We start from the raw sequence: 6,317 nt of genomic DNA on the forward strand, positions 1-6,317 counted from the left end.
CAGGCCGCCTCACCCGCCGCGCCGCGCCGCGCGAGGGCCGCCGGCCAGAGCGCGAGCCCGACCGCCAGCGGCAGCAGCCAGGCGATGCGCGCCTGGTAGCGGTCGTGCGGCCCGCTCAGCGCGCCGGTGGCGAAGGCATTGGCGAGCAGCCCCGCCAGCACGCAGGCCAGCAGCCCGAGCCGGAGCCGGTCGCCCGGCCGCGTCGCCGCACGCCACAGCGCCAGCGGCGCCAGCAGCGCGGCGAGGCCCAGCACCGGCAGATGCGGCGCGAGGAACGGCGCCGCCAGCGCCTCCAGCGCGCCGCGCTTCTGCGCCCCGGCGTGGAAGGCCGCCAGCTCGCGCGCCGGGAAATGCGCGGCGATCTCGCGCCCGGGGATCAGGGTGAGGAACCGGTCGTGCAGGGTGTCGCCGACCCGCGCGGCGAGCAGCTGCCGCAGCGTGTTGCGCAGCATCGCCGCCGCCACGCCGAGCGGCTCGCGCCGCAGCGTCGCGGCCAGGATCGCCCGCGCCTCCGGCGCCATGCGCGCGCCGCCGGGAACGCCGCCCGGCAGGGGCGCGCCGTCCGGCTCGCGGTAGAGCGGGCTTTCGGGCGACCACAGGAACTCGTCCGAATCCATCGGCAGGCGGTCGAGGAAGCCGCAGAGCCGCCAGCCCGCGCCGGGGCAGAGCGCGCGCAGCGTGCGCGTCGCCGGCCCGTCCTGCTGCAGCCGCGCGAGCAGGAAGGTCGCGCCGTAGGGCGAGACCGCGGGCCGCCCATGCCCGATCGCGTTGCTCGCGACCAGCAGTGCGAGCGCCGCGCCGAGCGGCGCCGCCGCGCGCAGCGCGGGCCGCGCCCGGCACCGGGTCAGCGCGAACACGGCCGCGATCACGCCGGCCGCGACGACGAGATGCGCGAGATGCGACGCGATCGCGAGGGTGGCGAGCGCGCCGAGATACCACGCCTCGCCGCGCCCGAGCCGCTCGCGCGCGAGGCCGAGCAGGGCCAGGCAGAGCACCGTCACCGGCGCGAACAGGTCCGGCATCAGGAAGGCCGCCGTCCAGGGCGCGCCGGTGAGCGCCGCCAGCGCCGCCGCGAGCGCCAGGTGCCCGAGCGGCGAGATGCCGCCGCGCACGGCGCGCTGCGTCACCCACAGCAGGTGGGAGAGGATCAGCCCCTGCGCGGCGAGCGGGCCCCAGAGCGTGAGGCGCTGATGGAACAGGTGCAGGAACGGGCCGTACACGTACGGCTTGTCCCAGATCATCAGCGGCACCAGGGTCTGCGCCAGGAACGCCCCGGTGTCGCTGAAGACGATCGGGTAGCCGTTCAGGAAGGCCGGCCAGACCAGCAGCGCGGCGCCGGCAGGCACCGCGAGGAGGGCGCCGCCCGCGCGCGACCGCGAGGGCGGCGGGATCATCCGGTCGTGCGTTCCGGTTCCCGCCGGCGGCGCGCCGGCGCATCCGCGGCCGCCGCGACCCAGCGCGCCGCCGCCGCCTCGTCTTCCGCCCGCGCCGCGACCCAGCGCCGCGCGCCGTCCGCGAACTCCTCGCACTTCCAGAACGGCGCCTTGGTCTTCAGCCAGTCGATGAGGAAGGCGCAGCTCTCGAGCGCCGCGGCGCGGTGCGCGCTCGCGGTCAGCACCAGCACGATCGGCTCGCCCGGAAGGATCCGCCCGACGCGGTGGATCACCGTGCAGCCGGTGAGCGGCCAGCGCGCCTCCGCCTCCGCGGCGATGCGCGCGAGCGCGCGCTCGGTCATCGCCGGGTAGTGCTCGAGCACCATCGCGGCGAGCCCGTCGTCGGCGCGGCAGATGCCGAGGAAGCTCGCCACCGCGCCGGCATCGGCGCGTCCCGCGGCGAGCGCCGCGGTCTCCTGCGCCAGGTCGAACGGCGCCTCCTGCACCCGTACCGTCGCCATGGCCCGCCTCAGCCTCCGGTCACCGGGGGGAAGAACGCCACCTCGTCGTCCGGCGCGACCGGCGTGTCGGGGCTGGCGAACTCCTGGTTCACCGCGGCGCGCACCTGGCGCGGATCGGCGAAGGCGGCGGCATGGCCCGGGCTGCGCGCGGCGAGCCAGCGCATCAGGCCGGCCACGTCGCGCACCTCCGGCGGCGGCGCGGCCTCCTCCTCGGCGAGGCCGACCTTCTGCCGCAGCCAGGCGAAGTAGAGCACGCGCATCGCGGTTCCCTTACCGCCCCCTGTGCGCCGGCCCCCGGCGGCGGCGCGGTTCCGCTCCCGGCGGCATCGGAGGCTTCCTCACCGGGGCGCCGGCACCACCCGCGCGCGCCCGTCGGGCCCGATCAGGGTCATCACCGGGCCGTCGCGCAGGGCGATGCCGCCCCCGGCCGTGCCGGGCTCGTTGAAGGTCTGGTAGCGGTCGGTCCCGCCCGTCGTGACCGCATGGCCGCCCGGATAGGGAATGACGCGCCCGTCGGCCCGCTCCGGCGGCGGCGTCACCGGCAGGGCCGGGGGCTCCGCCGGCACGCGGAGCTCGGCCCGCGGCTCGGGCGGCGCCGGCGGGGCGGAGGAGGAGCCGCGCGACGGCCGCCGGCGCGGGGGCGGGGCGGAGGGCTCCGCCGCGGGCGGCGCCGCCTGCCCGCGCGCCGCGCCGCCGGGCTCGTAGGGGGGGATGCCGCGCAGCACCTCCTCCGGGTCGGCGAGCGTGACCCGCGGCGACTCGCCCCGCGGCCAGATGTCGCCCGGTTCCGGCACCAGGGGCTGGGCCGCGTCGTCGGCCGCGGCGCCGCCCGTGATGCGCCGCACGGTCAGGCTGTCCGTGGTATCCGCCACCCGCGCGCCCGCGAAGCTCCAGGGCGGCGTGACGTCGAGCGCGGCGCAGCCCGGCAGGGCGAGCGCGGACAGCGCCGCCAGCGCGCAGGCGGCGAGGGCGCCCCGCCCGGTTGTCCGCGCCGGTTCCGCCCTTCGCATCGCTGCATCCGTGCCGGTCATGCCGCCTGCGCTCCCGTCGGCCTTTCCGGACCTCGGCGCTCGCCGCCGCGCCCGTTCCCTGCCAGTCCGCACCATGCGCCACCGGTGGCGTCGCCTCAAGGCCGCGGCGCGGCCGGATCGGAGGCCTCGGCGAGCGCCGCGGCCGCCGCCGCCCGGCCCCGCTCGCCCGCGGCGTAGCGCAGCCCGGCGAGCAGGTAGTCCCAGCCCGTCACCAGGGTCAGCCCCGCCGCGGTCCACAGCATCGCCTCGCCGATGAGCGAGATGGGGAGGAGATCGAGGAGGATCACCCCCGCGCCCGAATCGCCGGCGAGCAGCGTGCCGAGCGCGGCCATCTGGACGCCGGTCTTCCACTTCGCCAGCCGCGTCACCGGCAGCCCGACCCGGAGCCCGGCGAGGAACTCGCGCAGGCCGGAGACCAGGATCTCGCGCAGCAGGATCACGATCGCGGGATACAGACCGTAGGCCGAGAGCCGGCCGTGCGCGGCGAGCAGCATCAGCGCCGCGCCCACCAGCAGCTTGTCGGCGATCGGGTCGAGCATGCGGCCGAAGGGGCTGATCTGCCGCCGCTGCCGCGCGATCCTGCCGTCGAAGTAGTCGGTGATCGCGGCCGCCGAGAACACGGCGCAGGCGGCGAGGTCGGCCCAGGGCCGCTGCAGGGCGGCGAACAGCACCATGAGCGGGATCGCCGCGATCCGCGAGAGGGTGAGGAGGTTGGGCAGGTCGGTCGGCACGGGGCGGATCGGCGACGTTCGGGAGCGGTTCAGGCCGGGGTTCTAGCCGCTGCGGCGCCGGGGTGGAAATGCTCGTGGATGCGCCGCGCCAGCGCCGGCCCGATGCCGGGGCAGTTCTCGAGATCGGCGAGGCCGGCCTGCTTGACCCCGCGGACCGAGCCGAAATGGTTCAGCAGCGCGCGCCTGGTCGCCGGCCCGACCCCCGGCACCTCGTCGAGCTCGCTCCGCACCAGCGACCGCGAGCGGCCGGCGCGATGCGCGCTGACGGCGAAGCGGTGCGCCTCGTCGCGCAGGCGCTGCAGGTAGTAGAGCACCGGATCGCGCGGCGGGAGCTGGAACGGTTCGCGCCCCGGCTGGTGGAACCACTCGCGCCCGGCGTCGCGGTCCGGCCCCTTGGCGATGGCGACCAGGGCGATGTCGCCGCAGCCGAGCGCGTCCAGCGCGGCGCGCGCCGCGTTGAGCTGGCCGAGGCCGCCGTCGATCAGCACCAGGTCGGGCCAGGCGCCCGATTCGCGCCGCGGATCCTCCTTCACGGCGCGGCCGAAGCGGCGCTCGAACACCTCGCGCATCATGGCGAAGTCGTCGCCCGGCGCGACCGGCCCCCGGATGCCGAACTTGCGGTAGGCGCTCTTGAGGAAGCCCTCGGGGCCGGCGGCGATCATCACCCCGTAGGCGTTGGCGCCCCGGATGTGGCTGTTGTCGTAGACCTCGATCCGCGCCGGCGGGGCGGGGAGCCCGAACGCCTTCGCCACCCCCTCGAGCAGCGCCGCCTGCGCGGTGCCCTCGGCCAGGCGGCGCTCGAGCGCCTCGCGCGCGTTGGTCAGGGCGTGCTCGACGGCGGCGCGCTTGTCGCCGCGCTGCGGGCGGTGCAGCTCGACCCTGCGGCCGGCGCGGGTGGAGAGCGCCTCGGCCACCAGCGCCTGCTCCGGCAGCGCGTGGCTGAGCAGGACCAGCGGCGGCGGCGGCAGGTCGTCGTAGAGCTGGGCGACGAAGCTCTGCAGCACCTCCCCTTCCGCCTGGTCGCCCCGGGCGTGGCCGAGGAAGAAGGCGCGGTTGCCGTAGTTGCGGCCGCCGCGGAAGAAGAACACCTGCACCGCGGACTGGCCGGCGAGCTGGCAGAGCGCGACCACGTCCGCATCCCCCACCCCCTCCATGTTGATGCGGTCGTGCCCCTGCACGTGGGTGAGGGCGCGGATGCGGTCGCGCAGGGCGGCGGCGCGCTCGAATTCGAGGCGCTCCGCCGCCGCCTCCATCTCCGCTGCCAGCCGCCTCTGGATGGACGGCGTGCCGCCGGAGAGGAACTCCTTCGCCTCGCGCACCAGCGCCGCGTAGTCCTCGCGCGAGATGCGCCCGACGCAGGGCGCCGAGCAGCGCCGGATCTGGTGGAGGAGGCAGGGCCGGTCGCGGCTCTCGAACACCGTGTCGCGGCAGGAGCGGAGCAGGAAGACGCGCTGCAGGGCGGCGAGCGTCTGGTTGACCGCCCAGGCGGAGGCGAAGGGGCCGAAGTAGCTCGCGCCCTTGCGGCGCTCGCCGCGGTGCTTGGCGATCTGCGGGAAGGGGTGGTCCTCGGTCAGCACCAGCCAGGGGTAGGACTTGTCGTCCCGCAGCACGATGTTGTAGCGCGGGCGCAGGCGCTTGATCAGGTTGGCCTCGAGCAGCAGCGCCTCGGCCTCGGAGGCGGTGGTCACCACCTCGAGGCTGCGCGTCTCGTGCACCATGCGGCGCAGCCGCTCGGGCAGGCGGCCGATCTGGGTGTAGGCGGCGACGCGCTTGCGCAGCGCGCGCGCCTTGCCGACGTAGAGCGCCTCGCCGCGGGCATCGAGCATGCGATAGACGCCGGGGGCGAGCGGCAGGGCCGGCAGGGCGCTCTCGATCACCCGCACGCCTTCCAGGACGGGCGCGGCGTCGCGCCGCCTCGTGCCCGCTTCGTTCACCTCTGCCATGGCCCTGACCTATGGCCGGGCGGGAGCGCGCTCAAGGCCCGGGCTTGTCCACCGAAGCTGTGGAAAACTCTGTGGAAGGACGCCGCGATAGCGTCGCCTAATGCCCGTCATAAGCCGGTCACATTCAACTGCCGCATTTTTGGGCAATCGGGGACTCCGATTTTCAAGTCATTGATTTATCGATAAATTGCCGCTGCGGATCACTCCCCCGAGGCGTCAAGAACAATCTCCGCCTTGACGCATTCCGCGCCGCTCGCGCAGTCGTGCGCGCGGTGGACAAGTTCCGCGGCGAACCGTTCTAGGGGCGTCGCCGCTGTCGCTCGACCGTTACGCCGACCGAGTCGGCATCGGCGAAGGCGTCCGGCTTCTCGACCGTCACCCGCGCCGCCCGCACCCGGGGGTCGGCCAGCACCGCGAGCGCGATGCGCTCCGCCAGGGTCTCCGCGAGCCGCACGTGGCCCTCGGTCGCGACGCGCCGCGCCGCCTCGGCGAGCCGGCCGTAGTCCACCACCCGCGCGAGGCGGTCGGGGCCGACGCGGTCGGGCGCGGCGTCGTCCTCGACGGCGGCTTCGATGCCGATCCGCACCCGCTGCGGCGCGCGCTGCTCGTGCGGGTGGACGCCGAGGAGCGCGCGCACCTCGAGCCCGCGCACGAAGACGAGGCGCAGGCCGCGCCCCGCGTCGGGCGCGAAGGCGCCGGCGTCGCCGCTCACTCCGGC

7 protein-coding genes are annotated in these 6,317 nt (G+C 76.1%); all 7 read right to left on the reverse strand.

Annotation, left to right across the window (positions count from 1 at the left end; genetic code table 11):
• The coding region (locus K1J50_RS18180) for a hypothetical protein (RefSeq protein ID WP_220119171.1) at positions 1-1,394 on the reverse strand (1,394 nt) is incomplete at its 3' end.
• The gene (locus K1J50_RS18185; protein ID WP_220119172.1) at positions 1,391-1,894 is read right to left on the reverse strand and encodes a molybdenum cofactor biosynthesis protein MoaE; all 504 of its coding nucleotides are present in this window, start codon (positions 1,892-1,894) and stop codon (positions 1,391-1,393) included. The genes K1J50_RS18185 and K1J50_RS18180, both read right to left, overlap by 4 nt.
• Before the next feature lie 8 nt (positions 1,895-1,902).
• On the reverse strand, positions 1,903-2,154 hold the full coding sequence (gene moaD / locus K1J50_RS18190) for a molybdopterin converting factor subunit 1 (protein WP_220119173.1): 252 nt from the start codon (positions 2,152-2,154) through the stop codon (positions 1,903-1,905).
• 78 nt (positions 2,155-2,232) lie between these two features.
• Positions 2,233-2,904 (reverse strand): hypothetical protein, encoded by a 672-nt coding sequence (locus tag K1J50_RS18195; RefSeq protein WP_220119174.1) that lies wholly within the window; start codon positions 2,902-2,904, stop codon positions 2,233-2,235.
• A 116-nt stretch (positions 2,905-3,020) separates the two neighbouring features.
• Positions 3,021-3,656 carry a CDP-diacylglycerol--glycerol-3-phosphate 3-phosphatidyltransferase gene (gene pgsA, locus K1J50_RS18200; RefSeq protein ID WP_220119175.1) on the reverse strand — a complete coding sequence of 212 codons (636 nt, stop codon included), beginning with the start codon at positions 3,654-3,656 and terminating at the stop codon, positions 3,021-3,023.
• A 29-nt stretch (positions 3,657-3,685) separates the two neighbouring features.
• A complete protein-coding gene (gene uvrC / locus K1J50_RS18205) occupies positions 3,686-5,599 on the reverse strand; it encodes an excinuclease ABC subunit UvrC (RefSeq protein WP_220119176.1) in 1,914 nt (637 codons plus the stop codon).
• Positions 5,600-5,897: 298 nt separating this feature from the next.
• The gene (locus K1J50_RS18210) at positions 5,898-6,311 is read right to left on the reverse strand and encodes a dihydroneopterin aldolase (protein WP_220119177.1); all 414 of its coding nucleotides are present in this window, start codon (positions 6,309-6,311) and stop codon (positions 5,898-5,900) included.
• Positions 6,312-6,317: the final 6 nt, after the last annotated feature.

The organism is Caldovatus aquaticus, from assembly GCF_019458025.1.
Classification (GTDB): domain Bacteria; phylum Pseudomonadota; class Alphaproteobacteria; order Acetobacterales; family Acetobacteraceae; genus Caldovatus; species Caldovatus aquaticus.

Excerpts from the sequence above, each read along its gene's own strand:
- K1J50_RS18185 (WP_220119172.1), bottom strand. The coding sequence starts at position 1,894 with ATGGCGACGGTACGGGTGCAGGAGGCGCCGTTCGACCTGGCGCAGGAG.
- moaD (WP_220119173.1), bottom strand. The coding sequence starts at position 2,154 with ATGCGCGTGCTCTACTTCGCCTGGCTGCGGCAGAAGGTCGGCCTCGCC.
- K1J50_RS18195 (WP_220119174.1), bottom strand. The coding sequence starts at position 2,904 with ATGCGAAGGGCGGAACCGGCGCGGACAACCGGGCGGGGCGCCCTCGCC.
- uvrC (WP_220119176.1), bottom strand. The coding sequence starts at position 5,599 with ATGGCAGAGGTGAACGAAGCGGGCACGAGGCGGCGCGACGCCGCGCCC.